Source organism: Botrimarina sp., assembly GCF_040219535.1.
Taxonomy (GTDB): domain Bacteria; phylum Planctomycetota; class Planctomycetia; order Pirellulales; family Lacipirellulaceae; genus Botrimarina.
Window position 1 is genome coordinate 1 of record NZ_JAVJSH010000022.1, and the last position, 16,823, is coordinate 16,823.

Below are 16,823 nucleotides of genomic sequence, written 5' to 3' on the forward strand. Positions count from 1 at the left end.
CCGCACGCCAACGTCGTCATCCGCCCCGAGGTCCGCTACGACTGGACCCCGTCGGACGCCGCCGCCGCGAACGTCGGCTTCGCCGACCAAGAGGACTACAACAACTGGGCCTTCGGCATGGACTGTGTGATCACCTACTGAGAGCTTCGCGTCCGAGAGTGAGAGAGAGGGTTTGCCTGATCCGCCAGCCGCGGGCCGCCATCGGGATGGCGGCCCGCGGCTTCCCTTTGGTAGCTGGGGTCGGCGGGCCGCGTGGCCTCAGCGAGCCAGCCGGAAGCCATCCGGGAGCAGCTCGCCGATGGTCCGCGCCGAGCGGACGGCGCCGTCGGCGCCGACGAGCAGCACGCGGCAATCGGGCCCCAGCTCGAACAGGAACTGCCGGCACGCGCCGCACGGCGCGGCGGCCCCGTCGGTCACGACCGCCGCGGCGACGATCCGCTTCGCCCCCGCGGCGACCGCGGCGCCGATCGCGACTCGCTCGGCGCAAATCGTCAGGCCGTAGGAGCTGTTCTCAACGTTCGCCCCCGCGGTCACCCGGCCGCGGTCGTCGCGCACGGCGGCGCCGACCTTGTATTCGGAGAACGGCGCGTACGCGTTCGCCCGCGCGGCGGAAGCCGCGTCGATCAGTTCCTGCTCGTCTGGAGTGGGGCTCATCATTGTGGCGTGACCCGGCAGTGGGGACGGGCGTTAGTCGATTCGTTCTACGATCAGCGGGGGCGGCTCGACCGGCTGGTCGCCGATTCGCAGGGCTTGCTGCGCAAGTCGCGACGCGTCGTCGCGCCCTCGATCGCCGGCAAACAGACGCAGGAGCGGCTGCCGGGGTTCGACACGGTCGCCGATCCGCGCGAGCATCTCGAGGCCGACCGACGGGTCGACCGGGTCGCCCTTCTGCTTGCGTCCGCCGCCCAGCTCGATGATCGCGTAGCCGAGCGCCTCGGCATCGACCGACGCGAGGAAGCCCCCCGCGCCCGACTCGACCACCAGCTCGGCGGCCCTCGGCCGCGGTGCGTCGAGGTGGCCCCCTTGGGCGTGCACCATCTCTGCGAGCTTCTCCCGGGCGGCGCCGTTGTCGAGCACGGCGGCGATCTTCTCTCGGCCGCTCCGGAGCGTCGGCTCGACGCCGGCGGCGACGAGCCCCTCCGCGCCGAGCTCCACCACGAGCTGACGCAAGTCGCCCGGCCCGCCCCCTTCTAGGCAAGCGACCGACTCGTCGATCTCGACGGCGTTTCCGGCGAGCCGGCCGAGGGGCTGGTTCATGTCGGTCAACAGCGCGGTGGTAGGGACCCCGACCCGTCTGCCCGTGTCGACCAGCGATCGGGCGAGGGCCCGCGCGTCGTCGATGGTCTTCATGAACGCGCCGCTGCCGTGCTTCACGTCGAGCACCAAAGCGTCAAGCCCCTCGGCGAGCTTCTTGCTCATGATGCTCGCCGTGATCAGCGGGATAGAGGGAACCGTGCCGGTCACGTCGCGCAACGCGTAGAGCTTGCGATCGGCCGGCGCCAGGCGCTCCGAGGCGGCGCAGATGACGCAGCCGACCCGGTCGGCGATCCGCTGCGCCTCGGCCGTGGAGAAGCCGGTCCGCAGGCCGGGGATCGCCTCGAGCTTGTCGAGCGTGCCCCCGGTCGCCCCCAGACCGCGGCCGGAGATCATCGGCACGCGGACGCCGCAGCACGCCAGCGCCGGAGCGAGGGGGATCGAGGCCTTGTCGCCGATGCCGCCCGAGGAATGCTTGTCGACGTTGGGCGGCCCGCCGGGGGGTGAGGGCTCGAAGGTTTCGCCGGAGCGCAGCATCGCGTCGGTCAGCGCGGCGGTCTCGTCGACCGTCATCCCGCGGAGGAACACGGCCATCGCCCAGGCCGACATCTGGTAGTCGGGCGCGTCGCCGCGGGCGTAGGCGGCGATCAGCTCGGCGATCTCGTCGCTTTCTAGCTCGGCGCCGTCGCGCTTTCTTGCGATGAGTTGGGCCACGTTCATAGGCCGCAGTGAACCACAAAGGAACGACGGAACGAAGGGCCCGAACAAGAGGCTCGGAGGGGGGCTCTCGGTCCGCGGCTCAGCCGGCTGCGACGACCGCCTCGACGACGGCGCGCAGCTTCTCGCCGGCCGAGGCGGCGGCCTCGACGACCCCTTCGTGCGTGGTCTCGCCGAGCTGGTCGGGCGAGCACGCGTTGGTGATGGCCGAGAGGCCGAGCACCCGCATGCCCGACTGACGGGCGGCGATCACCTCCGGCACGGTCGACATGCCGACCGCATCGCCCCCCAGCGCGCGGCACATGCGGTACTCGGCGCGGGTCTCGTACGTTGGCCCGAGCATGCCGACGTAAACTCCGCGGGGCAGGCCGAACCCACCCGACCGGGCCGCCTGTTCAGCGACCCGCATGAGCGACCGGTCGTACGGCGCCGACATGTCGGGACCGGGCCTCTCGACGTTGAGTTGCTTGAGCGCGTCGTGGTGCTGGCCGACCAGCGGATTGCGGAACATGAGGTTGACGTGATCCTCGATCAGCATCACGTCGCCGACCTTGTAAGCCGGGTTGAGCCCCCCGGCCGCGTTCGAGACGACCAGCGTCTCGACGCCCAGCCGTTTCATCACCCACACCGGAAAGGCCGCCTGCCGCGCGGTCCAACCCTCGTAGAGGTGGAACCGCCCTTGCATGGCGAGCACGGATTGACCGGTCCCACGTAGCACGCCGACCAGCAACCGGCCCGCGTGGCCCGCGGCTGTCGCGCGGGGGAAGTGCGGGATCGAGGCGTACGGGATGACCGTCGCGTCGTCGACCCGGTCAGCCAACCCACCGAGGCCCGACCCGAGGATCACGGCGACACGGGGGCGGAGCGTGCCGAGTTCGTCGAGGATCGCCGAGGACGCGGCGGCGGTTTTCTCGGACAGTCCGGTCACTTGGCTCCCCTTGAAACCATCAAGGCTCTGGCGCCACGGAGGAGGCTCTTCTATCCAGCCGCGGCGACCGTGAGGGAGCGACCGCATGGCTCAACGGCTCGGGTGTCGCTCCCTCACGGTCGCGGCTCGGCTAAGACCTCTCGCCGTGGGCCTTCCCCGCCTCGTAATCGAGGACTCCCTCCACGAGCATCCGCAGCCGGGGCTCGGCCGAGTTCGCAACGCGGATGATCTCCTCCACTTCGGCCACCTCCAACGCGTCGGGCAGGCACATGTCGGTCACGACCGCCATGCCGAACGTCCGGAGCCCACAGTGCACCGCGACGATCACCTCCGGCACGGTCGACATGCCGACGACGTCCGCCCCGATGCCGCGCAGGAAGCGGTACTCGGCGCGGGTCTCGAGGCACGGGCCGAGCACCGCCACCGTGACGCCGCGGTGCACGACGAAGTCTTGCCGGCGGGCGATCGCTTGTGCCTCGTCGAGCAGCTCGGAGTCGTAGGGCCGCGACATGTCGGGGAACCGCGGCCCGAGGCGGTCGTCGTTCACGCCGACCAGCGGGTTGTCGCCCAGCAGGTTGATGTGGTCGTCGATGAGCATCACGTCGCCGGGCTTGTAGTAGGGGTTCATCCCGCCGACCGCTTGCGACACGACCAGCAGCTCGGCGCCGAGCTCCTTCATCACCCGCACCGGCAGCGTGATCTTGTCGAGCGGGTAGCCCTCGTACGCGTGGAAGCGCCCCTCCATGACCATCACGGGCAAGTCGCGCAGCTTGCCGAACACCAGCCGCCCGCGGTGGCTGGTCGCGGTCGAGACCGGGAAGTGCGGGATCTCGGCGTAGTCGAGGGTCGCTTCGACCTGGATGTTCTCGGCGAAGTTCCCCAGCCCGGTGCCGAGGATGATCCCCGCGTGCGGCGCCGTGTCCCAGACAGTGCGGACCTTGGCGGCTGCTTCTTGGACCTGCTCGTAAACGTGCAGCATGCGAATCCTGGCTCCGGTCGGGCCTCGGGGGGGGCACAGAAGGGGCGGCTTTGACCGCCTCGGTGAACGCTAGCGCGGGGACTTAGTACGACTCTCCGGACGCGTGCGCCGCGATCGCTTCGGTCGCGCTCGTGCCGAGGCGCGTCGCGCCGGCCTCGATCATCCGCAGCGCGTCGGCGTGCGAGCGGATCCCGCCCGAGGCCTTCACGCCGACGCCGGGGCCGCACGCGGACCGCATCAGGCGCACGTCGTGGACGGTCGCGCCGGTCGAGCGGAGCGCGCCGTCCGGTCCCTTGACGAAGCCGAAGCCGGTGGAGGTCTTCACGAACGCGGCGCGGGCCGCTTCGCTCAGCTCGCACAGGCGCCGCTTGTGGCCGTCGTCGGGCAAGAGGCCGGTTTCGAAGATCACCTTGGTGATCGCGCCGGCGTCGCGGGCCGCGTCGACGACCGCGCGGATGTCTTCGCCGACGAGTTGCCACTCGCCGGCGAGCACCCGGCCGAGGTTGACCACCATGTCGACCTCTTCGGCGCCGTCGGCGCACGCGGCGACCGTCTCGGCGACTTTGGCGGCGGTGCTCGTCCCGCCGTGTGGGAAGCCGATGACCGTGCTCGGCGCGACGCCGGAGCCGTCGAGCAGCTCGCCGGCGAGCGCCAGGTGCGAGGGCTTCACGCACACGCTCGCCACGCGGAGCCGCACGGCCATCTCGCACGCGGAGCGCACGTCGGCCGAGGTCTGCGTCGGGTGGAGCACGGCGTGGTCGATCTTCCCCAGCACGTCGGTCATGGCGGGGATGATATCGCCTGTGTCGGGGCGGGCCTAGTCGCCCTCGCGGTGCGGCAGCTCGAGGTCGACCACGATCGGGAAGTGGTCCGAGGTGTCCAGCGACACCGTGCGGCAGATGAACACCCGGCGCACGTGGTCGGCCAGCTCGGTCGGCAAGAGCACGTGGTCGATCATCGTGTAGACGTCGTCGCCGTCGGCCGCGCCGTTCTCGTTCCAGTCCCAGTGCGACGTGTAGCGGTCCGCCTTGCGTTGGACCCACTTGGCCGCGTTGACCAGCTCGGGGCCTTGCCGGTCGGGGTCGAAGTCCTTGATGCTGCGGAGAACGTCGGTCGAGGTCGAGCGCGAGTCGTCGCGGTCGGGCACGTCGGGGTCGTAGTCGTTCAGGTCCCCCAGCACGACCGGCAGGAAACCGCGGGCGACGATTTCGGCGCGGATGGCCCGGCGCACGACCTCGGCCTCGCCGGTCCGCTTCGCGTTGGAGTAGTCGTCCGACGGGTTCGACTTCAGGTGCAAGCCGAAGAAGCCGAGCCTCCACCCGTTCACTTCGACAAAGTACATCGAGTTGCGCGAGAGCGAGGTCGTGCCCTTCCGCTGGTCGCCCTCCCAGCCGACGAACGAGAAGGCTTGCCGCCAGGTGGGATCGTCGGCATCGGAGTAGATCGTTTGCAGGTGCTCGCTCTGTCCGGCCTCTGCGCCGACATCGCTTAGCGCGAGCAGCGGCACGCGGCTGATCACGCCGACGTCCATTCCGCTGAACGTGTCGTGCGACTCTACGTGGTAGCCGCGGTAGTCGCTGAACCCCTTTTCATGGAGGATTTCGACTAGGCGATCGACCGCTTCGACCGAGGTCACCTCGACCAAGTTCAAGAGGTCCGGCGACAGGGTCTCGATCAAGCCGGCCACCCGCTCCAGATGCCGCTCGCGGGCGTAGTCGAAGCGGTACTTGTTCAGTTGCCCTGCGCGGACCCGCGGCGCGGTGAGGATCTCGGCGTTGAACGTCACGACCCGCAGGTCGACCGGCTGGGCCGCGGGGGCCACGAGCGGAGCGGAAAAAGCGAATAGCAGGAATAGCTTGCGCATGCAGTTGTCGGTGAGCTTGAGGCCGGGAGGGCCGCGGGGGTGGGTAAAGCAGGGCACTTTAGCTGCTGGGGGCTCTGGGGGGTACCGAACGCTGCCCCCCCCCGCCGCCGGCCCGACCAAAAAAGGGCGGCGCCCTCCGCCGGGGGGCGGTGTTTAGGCTCTTAGAGGGACACACAACCTCGTGGTGATCCGGACACGTCCGCCGTGGCAGCGGCCGGACGCCACCCAGCACTCGTCGGAGAAAAGCCTTGATGAAAGCGATCCCCCGCACCCGCGTTCTGCTGACGGCGGCCGCCTGCACCGGCCTGGCCGCCGCGGCGCTGGCCCAGCCGCCCGGCAGAGGCGGTCCCGGCGGCGGCATCGGCGGCCTGCTCCGGTCGGACGAGGTCCGCTCGGAGCTGGACATCACCGACAGCCAAGCCGAGGAGCTCCGCACGCTCGAAAGCGAGATGCGTGACAAGATGCGTGATCAATTCCGGCAGATGCGCTCCGGCGGCGAGGTCGACCGCGACGCGATGCGCGAACAGTTCCAACAGATGCGCGAAGAAGCCGAGCAGCGCGTGGCCGGCGTGCTCAGCACGACCCAGATGGACCGCCTGAAGCAGATCAACCTGCAGCAGCAACTCGACCAGGGGACGGGCCGCGCCTTGATGGGCGGCCCGCTCGCGGAGGAGCTGAACCTATCGCAGGAGCAGCAAACCCAACTGCGGGAGAAGCTCCGGGAGGTCCAAGCGGAACTCGACGAGAAGATCCGCGAGGCTCGCGAAGCGGCCCGCCAGGAGCTGCTGACCGTTCTTACCAGCGAGCAACGCTCCAAGCTCGATTCGATGCTCGGCGAGCCGTTCGCGATGAGCGAGCAGGACGGGCCGCGGTTCGGCCGCGGCGGAGACCGCCCGCCGCGCGGGCCGCGCGGATTCGGCCGGGGCGACCGACGTGGACCACCGCCGGGGGGCCCAGAGGGTCGCCGCGGACGGCCGGGCCCGCCGCCACCTCCGCCGGGGGGTGAGCCGGAACTCTGAGCCGAAGCAGCCCTCCGCATGACGGATCGCCGCATGCAATGGGGGCAAACACCGAAACGCCACGCCGGGCGGCGGTTTGCCGCCCGGCGATGTGGCGTTGATAATCGCGGCAGTTGATCTCTGCCGGAACACCCGGGCGGCGTCTGTGGATTCACTTGCGGTTTTGCTGAAACACGGCGCCCTGACACCCGAGGGAGCTACCGAATTGCGCGGCCTGAACGGCGACGCGCACGGGCGTCCGCCGCACGAGTTGGCGGTCGAACGGGGTTTGGCGACCGAGGACGCGGTGCTCGCCGCGTTGGCCGACGAGATCGGCGCGGAGTGCGTCGACCTCAACAAGCTCGACCCGGACCTCTCGCTCCTGACGACCTTCCCCCAGCGGTTGATGCACCGCAACGGCCTGTTCCCGGTCAGCCGAGAGAACGGCACGCTCTGGATCGCAACGAGCGACCCCCTCGACTTCGAGGCGCTCGACGAGGTGGCCGCGGTCACCGGCCTGGCCGTCGAACCGCTAGTGGCGACACGCCGGCAGATCGCCGAGCGGTTGAAGGCCCACTTGGGCGTGGGCAGCGAAACCGTCGAGGGGCTCGTCGCGGCGCGTCAAGCCGACGGCGGCGTCGAGCTCCTGGAGGACATCGACGCCGACGCGGCCGAACTGGCCGAGGGGGCGCAAGAGGCTTCGGTCGTGCGCTTGGTGAACGAGATCCTCCTCGAAGCGATCCAGACCCGCGCAAGCGACGTGCACATGGAGGCCGAAGCCAACGGCCTGCGGATCCGCTACCGGATCGACGGCTTGCTCGTCGAGCAACCCACCCCGCCAGAGATCAACCACTTCCGCGCCGCGATCACCAGCCGCCTGAAGATCATGGCGCGGCTCAACATCGCAGAGAAGCGGCTGCCGCAGGACGGGCGGATCAAGCTCCGCGTCGAGGGGCGCGAGGTCGACGTGCGTGTGTCGGTCATCCCGATGGTGCACGGCGAGGGGATCGTCATGCGTCTGCTCGACAAGGGCCGCATGAACTTCTCGCTGCAAGGCCTCGGCATGGGCGACGCGCTCTACGAGCAGATGAGCGAGCTGATCCGCGCGCCGCACGGGATCGTCCTCGTCACCGGGCCGACCGGCTCGGGCAAGACCACCACGCTCTACAGCGCGCTGACAGAGATCCGCGACGAATCCACCAAGATCATCACCACCGAGGACCCGGTCGAGTACCAGCTGCCGGGGATCGCGCAGATCCAGGTGCACCCGAAGATCGGCTTGACGTTCGCGGCGTCGCTGCGGTCGATCCTCCGCCACGACCCGGACGTGGTGCTGGTCGGCGAGATCCGCGACCACGAGACCGCCGAGAACGCGATCCAGGCGGCGCTGACCGGTCACTTGGTGTTCAGCACGCTCCACACGAACGACGCCCCCAGCGCGTACACGCGGCTGATCGACATGGGGATCGAGCCGTTCCTGGTCGCCAGCACGATCGAGGCGGTGATGGCCCAGCGCCTGGTGCGGAAGCTCTGCTTGAAGTGCCGCCAGCCGACGACCCCGCGGCGGGACGACCTGCCGCGGGATTTCCCCTGGGAGGATTTCGAAGAGACAGGCGCGACGCTCTACGAGCCGCGCGGCTGCCGCGATTGCCGCGAACTGGGCTACGCGGGCCGGCAAGGCATCTTCGAGTTGTGCGCGACGACCGACCCGGTGCGCCAGCTCGCCCACGACCGCGCCAGCAGCTGGGAGATCCGCCAAGCCGCGCTAAAGACCGGCATGCGGACCCTCCGCCAAGACGCCTGGCGCCAGTGCCTGGCGGGCGTCACCACGGTGGAAGAAGTCGCCCGAGTAACACGAGGCGACCAGGTATGATTTGGGATTGGGGATCTCGGATTGCGGATTGATGAGCGAGCAAGCCAATGAAATCCGACAGAGGACGCGCGAGTTTGGACTGAGAGCGATTCGGCTTGTTCGTTCGCTGCCGAGCGACATGGTCGCGGACACGCTGGGCAAACAACTGCTTCGTTCAGCAACCTCAGTCGGCGCGAATTACAGAGCGGCGTGCCGAGCCCGCAGCGCTGCCGAGTTCCGCTCGAAACTCGGCATCTGCGAAGAGGAAGCCGACGAATCGATCTACTGGATCGAACTCCTGGTTGACTCGAAGCTAGTCGACGCCCTCCGAGTTTAAGACCTCTTACGAGAAGCCAACGAGCTGACAGCAATCATCGTGGCGAGCATCAAGACCTCGCGCCGCAGCTAATCCGCAATCCGCAGTCCCCTATCCGCAATCCCCCGTGCCCGACTTCGCCTACACCGCCCGCAGCCTCGCCGGCGAGCTCCTCCAGGGGACGCTCTCTGCCGGGTCGCAGCGCGAAGCGCTGGCGGCGCTGTCCGCTAAGGACTTGTTTCCGGTTAAGGTCGAGCCTGCGAAGGGGTCGGTCGTCACGAACGACGGATCGATCCGCGTGCCGTCGGGGAAGGTCACGCCGGTTTACAACCAGCTCGCCGCGCTGTTGCGGAGCGGCGTGCCGCTCTTGAAGTCGCTGGCGGTGGTGCGCGAGCAGGCGTCGCACGCGGGGCTCGCCGCGGTGCTCGACGACCTCTACTCGCAAGTCGAGCAGGGCGCCAGCTTGGCCGAGGCGATGGCGCGCCACCCGCGCGCGTTCGGCGAGCTGGCCGTGAGCATGGTTCGCGCGGGCGGCGAAGGGGGCTTCCTCGAAGACTCGCTCGACCGCGTGGCCGCGTTCACCGAGCAACAAGCCGAGCTCCGCGGCAAGGTGATCGGCGCGCTGGCGTACCCAATGATCTTGTCGGTGATCGGCGTGCTGGTGGTCACCGGTTTGGTGGTCTTCGCGGTGCCGATGGTCGCCGAGATCTTCGAGCGGATGCGCGAAAAGGGCGAGCTGCCTTGGTTGACCGAGGCCCTGCTGGCCGTGAGCGGGTTCTTGGGCGCCTGGGGCGTGCTGATCCTGGCCGCGCTCGCCGCGGCCGCGTACGGCGTGTCCAAGTGGGCCGCCACGCCGCGCGGACGCGACACGCTCGACCGGTTGCGGATCAAGGCGCCGCTGCTGGGCCCGATCGCCCGCAGCCTGGCGGTCGCGCGGCTGTGCCGCGTGCTCGGCACGCTGCTCAAGGGGGGCGTGCCGATCGTCAGGGCGCTGGAGATCTCGGCCGACTCGGCCGGCAACCGCGTGCTGTCGCGGGTGGTGACCGACGCGTCGGACAACATCAAGTCGGGCGAGTCGCTCGCCGCGCCGCTGGGAGCGAGCGGCGACTTCCCACGCGACGTCGTCGAGATGATCGCCGTGGCCGAGCAATCCAACAGCCTCGAAGCGGTCCTCGAGCAAGTCGCCGACTCACTCGAGCGCAGCACTTGGCGTAAGATCGAGCTCGCGGTCCGGCTGATCGAGCCGCTGATGCTCGTGCTGCTGGCCAGCGCGGTGCTGGTCGTCGTGATCGCGCTGCTGATGCCGATCGTCAACGCCGGCAGCGCGTTGTGACCGGAAGGCAAAAACACCAAACCGCGTACGAGAAACCCGAGGCGGCGCCCGCGAGTCAGCTCGCGCTACCCGCCAGAACCGCTGAAACCCGAATAGTAGAGAGGCACTGGATGAACAAGCGAATCCGCCGACGGAGCGCCGCACGCGCCTTCACGCTGCTGGAAGTGTTGCTGGTGCTCGTGATCCTGGTGGTGCTGGGGTCGATGGCGTCGGTCGCTGTGCTCGGCTCCCAAGACCGCGCGCTGAAGAACGCCGCCAAGAGCCAGGTGCAGACGTTCCGCCGCGCAATCGACATGTACCAATTCAACATGAAGAAGCTCCCCGAGTCGCTCGACGACCTCGTGAAGAAGCCGAGCGACGCGAAGCTTGCCGAGCGTTGGGGCACCAAGCCCTACCTGGATAAGAAGACCATCCCGCTCGACCCGTGGGACAACGAGTATCGCTACGAGGTCACCAGCGACGACTACCGTGTGTGGTCGACCGGCCCCGACGGCAACGACGGCACCGACGATGACATCTCGACCGACGAGTAATCGGCCTAGCGGCTTCACGCTAATCGAGCTGTTGCTCGTGCTCGTGCTGGCCGTGACCATCGCCGCGATCGCTGCGCCGTCGCTCACCGGCACGATGGCCCGCGTGCGGCTCGACGCGGCCGCCGAGCAGGTGCGCGACGCTTGGGCGCAAGCCCGGCTGCAGGCGATCCGGGCGGGCGAGCCGGTGGCCTTCCAGGCGCAGCTCGGCACGGGAGACTTCCGGCTGTTCGAGCTGCAGGCCGACCCGGCGGCCGCCGCGGCCCAGCCCACACCGGCCCAGCCCGCCCCGGCCCCGGCGACCCAGGACGATCCCGACGAGGGGCTCGGCGATGTCGTCTTCACGCAGGTGTCGGCCGGCGCGCCCGACGCGCCCGCGACCGACCCCACGCTGAGCGCCTGCATCGTGTTCCGGGCCGACGGTTCGACGGACGATGCGTTTGCGGTGATCCAGGCGGCCGACGGGCGGCGCCGCACGATCGCGTTGCGGGGCTTGACCGGCGCGGCCCGGATCACCGACGACGCGCAAGCGGAGGTCGTCCCGTGAGCCGGCGCCGCCAACCTGCCGGACGCGGTTTCACGCTGCTCGAGGTGATCCTCGCGCTGGCGATCCTGGGCCTCGCGCTGGCGACCCTCGGCCACGCGGTGGGCAGGTCGCACGAGAATGCTCGGCGCGTGGCCGACGAGTCCGAGCTCACGCAGATCGCCGCGAGCGTCGTCGACGAGGTGGCGGCCGGCGTGCGCGCGCTCACGCCGGCGGCCGGACTGCCGATCGCCGACCCCGACGACCCGGCGGCGCCGCCGCGAGCGGTCGTTTCGATCGCGATCGAAACGACCCCTTTCCAAGGCCTACAAGCGGTGCGCGTCCGCGCCAGCACGCCCGAGGGCAACGCGGCCGATTTGCTCGACTCGGTCGAGCTCGTGAGGTGGATGCTCGATCCCTCGCTCACACAGTCGACCACGGAGGCCGAGCTGTGAGCCGCGCCGCCTTCTCGCTGATCGAACTGCTGCTGGCGATCGCGCTGTCGATCACGCTCGTGGCGCTGCTCGGGTCGGCGATCAACCTCCACCTGATACGCCTGGACGACAGCCGCACGACGGTCGATCAGGCGCACCTGGCGCGGGCGGTGCTCGACCTGATCGCCGCCGACCTGCGGGCGGTCACCACCGCGCCGACGCAGGACGTGTCCGAACTGATGGCCGCAGCCGAGGCGGCCGCTCGGTTCGACGTGGACGAGGTCGACGATCCGGCCGAGGACCCGGAAGCGGACGCCGCCGGCGCGTCGGCGGACCCCGCCGCGGACGACGACTCCATGCCCGGCGTGAACGGCACGGCCGACACGATCACTCTCGACGTGCGGCTGCTGTCGCAGTCGCTCGTGACCGCCGCCGACCCGGCCCTCCCGCCCACGGCGCGGATCGACGCGGGTTGGTCGCAGGTCGTCTACGGCATGTCGCAGGTCGCCGGCCAGCAGGGCCTGGTGCGGACAATCGCGCCGCGCGACGCGGCTCTGTGGCTCGTCGAGCAAGGACAAGCCGCGCCGGTCGCGGCGCCGATCGCTCAAGAAGTCATCGGCTTTCAGCTGCAGTACTACGACGGTGCGCAGTACCAGCCGGTGTGGGACATGAACGAGCAGCAAGCGGCGCCCCTAGGCGTGCTGGTGACGATCCAGTTGTTGCCCGCCGACGAGGCGAACGACCCGACCGCGCCGCTCGAGCGCCGCAACCCGCGCACCTACCAGCGATTCGTGCGACTCCCCGCCGCGGCCGACCAGCAGCAGCCCACGGAGGAGGCCGACGCGTCGGCCGACGGCCCGCAACCGGAGGCCGCGTGATGCCCGCCCGACGCTCCCCGGAGAACCGGCCGACCGGCGTGGTGCTGCTCGTGGTGCTGGTGGTCATCGCCCTGCTGTCGATCGTCAACCTCGCCTACTACGACTGGACCTTCGCCGAGCGCAAAGCGGCCGACGCCGCCACGCGTCAAGAGCAGGCGCTGCTGGCCGCCGAGTCGGCGGTCGAGATGCTCAAGCTCTACCTGTCCGAAGAGCCGACCAGCATCGAGCAAGACGGCGGACTGTGGAGCAACCCCGGCCGCTTCCGCGCGATGCTTATCGCCGACGGCGTCGAACCCGAGCTGAGGGTGCGGGCGTCGGTCGTCGCGCCGATGTGGGGGCCGCTCCGCTTGGAGGGCGCCCGCTTCGGCCTGGAGGACGACTCGGGCCGGCTGAACCTCAACACGCTGCTCGTCGCCGAGACGAGGCAAGAAGGCGCCGCACGCGACCAGCTGATGGCCCTCCCCGGCATGACCGAAGCGATTGCCGACGCGATCCTCGACTGGCTCGACGACGACGACACCCCACGCACCCTCGGCGCCGAGCGCGACTATTACTCGACGCAGACGCCGCCCTACGCGCCGGCGAACGGCCCGCTAGCCACGATCGAGCAGTTGCTGCTGGTCAAGGACGTCACGCCCGAGCTGCTCTGGGGTGTGGACGTTAATCGCAACGCGGTCGCCGACACGGCGGAAGTTGCCGGTGTCCCGTTGCCGGTCGACAATTCGACCGGCGCGCTGGACGGCGGCTGGGCGTCGATGCTCACGCTCTACAGCGCCGAGGCGAACGTGCAGCCCGACGGCACGCCGAAGATCAATGTGAACGCCGACGACCTCGAGCAACTGCACGCGGACATCGCCGGCTTGCTGGGCGAGGGCGCCGCCAACTTCGTCGTGGCCTTCCGTCAGGGCGGGCCGGAAGACTCGCCTGACGACGACCAGGCCGGACTCTCCGCCGGGGGCGGCGGCCAGGCCCCACCGCCAAGCGACTCTGGCGGCGGAGGACCTTCTAACGGCCCGCTGCCGACGAAAGCGCCCGAGTCGATCCAAGTCGATTTCGACACGCCCGCTGCTGTCGCGGTGCAAGACCTCTTCGAACTGGTCGGCGTGACGGTGCGGGTCGTCGAGAAGGGCGAACTGAGCCCGACGCTCGTCGAATCGCCCTGGCAAGAGGCCAGCGGCACGGTGGCCAACGGCCTGACGGATCTGATGCAGACCCTCACCACGACGGACGCCGAGTCGATACCGGGCCGCGTGAACATCAACACGGCGCCGCGGCCGGTGCTGGCGGGCGTGCCCGGCATGCCCCTAGAGGCGGTCGACGCCATCCTGGCCAGCCGCGACCCGGCCGCGGGCTCGACGCGTATCGACCGCTTGCACGCCAGCTGGCTGCTCGCCGAGGGTTATCTCGACCTAGAGACCATGCGGGACATCGCCCCCTACGTGACCGGCCAGGGAGCGGTCTACCGGGCGCAGGTGGTGGGCGGGTACGAGGCCGGCGGGCCGGTGCGCAGGCTGGAGGTCGTGCTCGACACGACCGCGTCGCCGCCGCGAATTGCGCTACGCCGCGACCTGAGCCCTCTGGGTGCGGGCTTCGACCCGGCATTGACGCTGTCGCCGACCGAGCAACCGATCGCCCCCTAAAGCGGCCGCTGCGGCGGTGATTGGCGTTCGGCGCGACTGGGAGCGTAAACTAGAGGACTCCCACCGCCCCTTTTTCGTCCGAAAGTTTGCAGACCTTAGCCCTCCAGATCGACAGCCGCGGCGTCGGCGCCGTGCTCGCGGAGACAGCGAGCGGCGATCCACGGCCCGTGGCGGCGTTCATCACGCCCCTCGCAGCGGACCCCGCGGCCGTAGCAGAAGCGTTGCGCAGCGCGGCGCCGACGCTGCGCGGCGGCAAGCTGCAACTCGCCGTGGCGCTGCCGCCGAGCGAGGCCCGTCTGCGGCGACTCGCGGCCCCCCCGGCGCCCGACGAAGAGCTGCCGCACCTGGTGAAGCTGCAAGCCGCCCGCGAAGCGGCCGCCGACGCGGACGGGATCATCGTCGACTTCGTGCCGCCGAGCCGCCCGGCCGAGGGGCCGCTTGAGCTGTTGGTCGCCTGGGCCCCGTCGGCGACGATCGATTTCTGGCGACAGGTGGCTGCGAAGCTCGGCGGCCGTTTGGCGCTAGCGACTCCCCGGTCGCTGGCCGCTTGCGGATTGGCGGCACAGGAGCGGAACACCGTGGTTGTCGTCACCCGGGCGGGCGACGAGGTCGACATCGTCGCGACACGCGGCGGCGAGCCGGTCGCGGCGCGGTCCGCCCGACTCATGGGCGACAACCCGGCAGCGTCGGCCCGCCGTGAGCTCCGCCGCACGCTGCTGTCGCTCCCGACCGAAGGGGGCGAACCGACCGTCTATTCGGACTGGGACGGCGACTCGCTCAGCGAGGCCGCGCCGGGCGAGGGGCTCGACCCGCAGCAGGCCGCTGCCCTTCAGCAGAACCGCGCCGCATGGGGGATGGTGCTAAGCTGCGCCCGAGGCGACGCCGTCATCAACCTGGCCGACCCGCGGCGGCCGCCAGAGAAGCGCGGCTCGCGCCGCACGACCGCGCTGCTGGCCGCGGCGGCCGGTTCGGTGCTGCTGTTTGGCGGATGGATGGCCTACGAGCGGCTGGCCGCGCTCGACCGCGAAATCGCCGAACTCCAGACCGAGCTGAACGACCAAGAGCTGTACGCCGAAGATTTCCAGCCGCAGCGGGAGCAGGCCGCGGCGCTCGACCGGTGGCTCGAGTCCGATGTCACGTGGCTCGACGAGCTCGAGCGGCTGAGCGTGAAGCTGCGGCCCGAACCGCTCGACTCGGACGATTTCCCCGTCGCAACCGACGTGCGGCTCACCCAACTAATCGCCACGTCCTCCGGCGATGGCGCCCCCGGCGGCCGCATGCAACTCCGCGCGCTCGCCCGCACCGCTTCGACCAGCGACTTGGAGGCCCGCCTGCGAGACAGCAGCCGCCCGGTCGAACCGATCTCGACCGCCGAGGCCGACGCCGAGGACGCCTACCGCTACGAGTACTCGGCCGTAGTCCGCACGCCGCCGGCGTCCGAATCCGAATCCGCCGAGGCGCCCTCCCCAGAACCGACGGCCGCTAGCTCGCCCGCCCCCGACGCCGAGTCCGACGCCGAGGAGGCCGCTCAGTGAACCAGCGCGAACGATTCCTCGTCGGCGTGGTCGTGTCGATCGTCGTGCTCTGGCTTGGCTGGCAAGGCTGGCAGTCGTACCAGGGCGCGTACGACCGTCGGGTTTCAACGGTCGACCAACTCGAAGAGGCCCTCTACGACCAGGAACTCGAGGTCCTCCGCGGCCGCGAGGCGCGCGAGCGGCTCGAGTTGTTGCAGACCCGCTCCCTTCCCGCCGACGCCGACGTGGCCCGCTCGGCCTACGCGGACTGGCTCAAGGACACGATCCGCGAGTCGGGCCTCGAGCTCGACAGCGTGCGCGGCGTGGCCACTCGCCGCTTCGACGACGCCGCCACCGAGCTGACCTTCAACGCCGTTGCGAGCGGCCCACCGGAAGCCGTCGTCCGCTTCCTCGACGCGTACTACCGGCTCGGCGTGCTGCACCAGCTGACCAACCTGCAGCTGCGCCCGGCCGACGACACGGGCGAGCGCTGGCGTGTCGTTTCACTCACGAGCGCCGCGTTGGTGGTGGACGGCGCGTCGCGCGAAGCGGGTTTACCCGAGGAACCACGCGAGCCGCCCCGGCTGCGGTTGGCCGAAGCCGCCGCCTACGCGGAGCGGATCGGCGCCCGCAACCTCTTCGCTCGCTACACCCCGCCCCCGCCGCCGAGGCCCGACCCGCAGCCGGTAGCCAGGAGCGAGCCGCGGCCCGAGCCGCCGCCGTTCGACGACGCGAAGCACGCGAAGCTGACCGGCATCGTCCGCGACGGCGCCGAGCTGCAGGCGTGGGTGCTCGTCCGCACGACCGGCGAGCAACTCCGCTTGAAGGCGGGCGACAAGCTCGAAGTCGGCTCGCTCACCGGCACGGTGAAGAGCGTCGGCCCGCGCGAGATGACCGTCGAGTCCGAGGCCGGCCAGTGGGCCGTGTCGCTATCGGACGACACCCTCCGGCAAGCCGCCGACGACGCTCAAAAGGCCGGCAGCTAGCACCCGCTCGCTCGCCGGCGCGGCCGCCAGAATATCTGGCGAGGCCTGGCAGACTTTGCCGATGATCCGGGTGGCGC

General features: G+C 70.1%; 17 protein-coding genes. 11 read left to right on the forward strand and 6 right to left on the reverse strand.

Features of this window, described 5'->3' with window-relative positions; translation table 11 throughout:
* Positions 1-258: 258 nt before the first annotated feature.
* From cdd to RIC11_RS13435, 6 genes are all read right to left on the reverse strand, one after another.
* The gene (gene cdd / locus RIC11_RS13410) at positions 259-654 is read right to left on the reverse strand and encodes a cytidine deaminase (protein ID WP_350212090.1); all 396 of its coding nucleotides are present in this window, start codon (positions 652-654) and stop codon (positions 259-261) included.
* A 33-nt stretch (positions 655-687) separates the two neighbouring features.
* Complete coding sequence (locus RIC11_RS13415; RefSeq protein ID WP_502879393.1) at positions 688-1,974, reverse strand: thymidine phosphorylase; 1,287 nt, start codon at positions 1,972-1,974, stop codon at positions 688-690.
* Between the two features lie 79 nt (positions 1,975-2,053).
* Complete coding sequence (locus tag RIC11_RS13420; RefSeq protein WP_350212094.1) at positions 2,054-2,899, reverse strand: purine-nucleoside phosphorylase; 846 nt, start codon at positions 2,897-2,899, stop codon at positions 2,054-2,056.
* A gap of 130 nt (positions 2,900-3,029) precedes the next feature.
* Positions 3,030-3,878: a purine-nucleoside phosphorylase gene (locus tag RIC11_RS13425; protein ID WP_350212096.1), complete on the reverse strand. Its 849-nt coding sequence runs from the start codon at positions 3,876-3,878 to the stop codon at positions 3,030-3,032.
* Between the two features lie 82 nt (positions 3,879-3,960).
* Positions 3,961-4,662 (reverse strand): deoxyribose-phosphate aldolase, encoded by a 702-nt coding sequence (gene deoC / locus RIC11_RS13430; RefSeq protein ID WP_350212098.1) that lies wholly within the window; start codon positions 4,660-4,662, stop codon positions 3,961-3,963.
* Positions 4,663-4,695: 33 nt separating this feature from the next.
* Positions 4,696-5,742, reverse strand: coding sequence for an endonuclease/exonuclease/phosphatase family protein (locus RIC11_RS13435; RefSeq protein WP_350212100.1), 1,047 nt, complete (start codon positions 5,740-5,742; stop codon positions 4,696-4,698).
* A gap of 251 nt (positions 5,743-5,993) precedes the next feature.
* On the opposite strand from RIC11_RS13435, the gene RIC11_RS13440 reads away from it, so the two are divergent.
* From RIC11_RS13440 to RIC11_RS13490, 11 genes are all read left to right on the forward strand, one after another.
* Positions 5,994-6,761 carry a hypothetical protein gene (locus RIC11_RS13440; RefSeq protein WP_350212101.1) on the forward strand — a complete coding sequence of 256 codons (768 nt, stop codon included), beginning with the start codon at positions 5,994-5,996 and terminating at the stop codon, positions 6,759-6,761.
* Between the two features lie 205 nt (positions 6,762-6,966).
* A complete protein-coding gene (locus tag RIC11_RS13445) occupies positions 6,967-8,613 on the forward strand; it encodes a GspE/PulE family protein (protein WP_350212103.1) in 1,647 nt (548 codons plus the stop codon).
* 31 nt (positions 8,614-8,644) lie between these two features.
* Positions 8,645-8,929: a four helix bundle protein gene (locus RIC11_RS13450; protein ID WP_350212105.1), complete on the forward strand. Its 285-nt coding sequence runs from the start codon at positions 8,645-8,647 to the stop codon at positions 8,927-8,929.
* A gap of 106 nt (positions 8,930-9,035) precedes the next feature.
* Entirely contained in the window at positions 9,036-10,241 is a 1,206-nt protein-coding gene (locus RIC11_RS13455) for a type II secretion system F family protein (RefSeq protein WP_350212107.1), read from the forward strand.
* Between the two features lie 110 nt (positions 10,242-10,351).
* Positions 10,352-10,774, forward strand: a complete 423-nt coding sequence (gene gspG / locus RIC11_RS13460) for a type II secretion system major pseudopilin GspG (protein WP_350212109.1) — start codon at positions 10,352-10,354, stop codon at positions 10,772-10,774.
* Complete coding sequence (locus RIC11_RS13465) at positions 10,752-11,318, forward strand: pilus assembly FimT family protein (RefSeq protein WP_350212111.1); 567 nt, start codon at positions 10,752-10,754, stop codon at positions 11,316-11,318. Before gspG ends, RIC11_RS13465 begins: the two co-directional genes overlap by 23 nt.
* Positions 11,315-11,749 (forward strand): prepilin-type N-terminal cleavage/methylation domain-containing protein, encoded by a 435-nt coding sequence (locus RIC11_RS13470; protein ID WP_350212113.1) that lies wholly within the window; start codon positions 11,315-11,317, stop codon positions 11,747-11,749. Before RIC11_RS13465 ends, RIC11_RS13470 begins: the two co-directional genes overlap by 4 nt.
* Positions 11,746-12,606: a hypothetical protein gene (locus RIC11_RS13475; RefSeq protein WP_350212115.1), complete on the forward strand. Its 861-nt coding sequence runs from the start codon at positions 11,746-11,748 to the stop codon at positions 12,604-12,606. Before RIC11_RS13470 ends, RIC11_RS13475 begins: the two co-directional genes overlap by 4 nt.
* A complete protein-coding gene (locus RIC11_RS13480) occupies positions 12,606-14,246 on the forward strand; it encodes a type II secretion system minor pseudopilin (protein WP_350212116.1) in 1,641 nt (546 codons plus the stop codon). The genes RIC11_RS13475 and RIC11_RS13480 overlap by 1 nt, the downstream gene beginning before the upstream one ends.
* Before the next feature lie 86 nt (positions 14,247-14,332).
* On the forward strand, positions 14,333-15,781 hold the full coding sequence (locus tag RIC11_RS13485; protein WP_350212118.1) for a hypothetical protein: 1,449 nt from the start codon (positions 14,333-14,335) through the stop codon (positions 15,779-15,781).
* On the forward strand, positions 15,778-16,746 hold the full coding sequence (locus RIC11_RS13490; RefSeq protein ID WP_350212120.1) for a hypothetical protein: 969 nt from the start codon (positions 15,778-15,780) through the stop codon (positions 16,744-16,746). Before RIC11_RS13485 ends, RIC11_RS13490 begins: the two co-directional genes overlap by 4 nt.
* Positions 16,747-16,823: the final 77 nt, after the last annotated feature.

Coding starts and splice junctions, on each gene's coding strand:
- cdd (WP_350212090.1), bottom strand. CDS start 654: ATGAGCCCCACTCCAGACGAGCAGGAACTGATCGACGCGGCTTCCGCC.
- RIC11_RS13415 (WP_502879393.1), bottom strand. CDS start 1,974: ATGAACGTGGCCCAACTCATCGCAAGAAAGCGCGACGGCGCCGAGCTA.
- RIC11_RS13425 (WP_350212096.1), bottom strand. CDS start 3,878: ATGCTGCACGTTTACGAGCAGGTCCAAGAAGCAGCCGCCAAGGTCCGC.
- deoC (WP_350212098.1), bottom strand. CDS start 4,662: ATGACCGACGTGCTGGGGAAGATCGACCACGCCGTGCTCCACCCGACG.
- RIC11_RS13435 (WP_350212100.1), bottom strand. CDS start 5,742: ATGCGCAAGCTATTCCTGCTATTCGCTTTTTCCGCTCCGCTCGTGGCC.
- RIC11_RS13440 (WP_350212101.1), top strand. CDS start 5,994: ATGAAAGCGATCCCCCGCACCCGCGTTCTGCTGACGGCGGCCGCCTGC.
- RIC11_RS13450 (WP_350212105.1), top strand. CDS start 8,645: ATGAGCGAGCAAGCCAATGAAATCCGACAGAGGACGCGCGAGTTTGGA.
- gspG (WP_350212109.1), top strand. CDS start 10,352: ATGAACAAGCGAATCCGCCGACGGAGCGCCGCACGCGCCTTCACGCTG.
- RIC11_RS13465 (WP_350212111.1), top strand. CDS start 10,752: ATGACATCTCGACCGACGAGTAATCGGCCTAGCGGCTTCACGCTAATC.
- RIC11_RS13480 (WP_350212116.1), top strand. CDS start 12,606: ATGCCCGCCCGACGCTCCCCGGAGAACCGGCCGACCGGCGTGGTGCTG.